Origin of the sequence: Pseudomonas sp. SIMBA_068, from assembly GCF_046534705.1 — a bacterium.
Taxonomy (GTDB): Bacteria; Pseudomonadota; Gammaproteobacteria; order Pseudomonadales; family Pseudomonadaceae; genus Aquipseudomonas; species Aquipseudomonas putida.
Map to the genome: position 1 here is coordinate 1 of NZ_JAWRYI010001252.1, position 248 is coordinate 248.

The following is a 248-nucleotide window of genomic DNA, read 5'->3' on the forward strand; positions in this document are numbered from 1 at the left end:
CGGCGAGTTGACCGGCACGCTGAACCAGGCCGGCAGCACGGTGACGCGCACCGATTGGGACGGTTCGACGATCACCTACGGCTACGATGCGCAACGGCGGCTTTACGTCGCGGCGAACGGCACGGGGGCGCGGGCGACGCTCGCGTATGACGCGGGCTTGCGGCAGTGGGACTGGCAGGACGGCGGCAAGCGCCTGTCCGAGCGCTATGACGCAGTGCGTGGCGGGCGCCTGGTCTCGGCAACCGACA

General features: G+C 70.6%; 1 protein-coding gene. It reads left to right on the plus strand.

The features are described 5' to 3' along the window. Nucleotides 1–248, plus strand: a 248-nt coding sequence (locus SB756_RS33560) for a hypothetical protein (RefSeq protein ID WP_410913698.1), incomplete at both ends; no start/stop codon positions are given.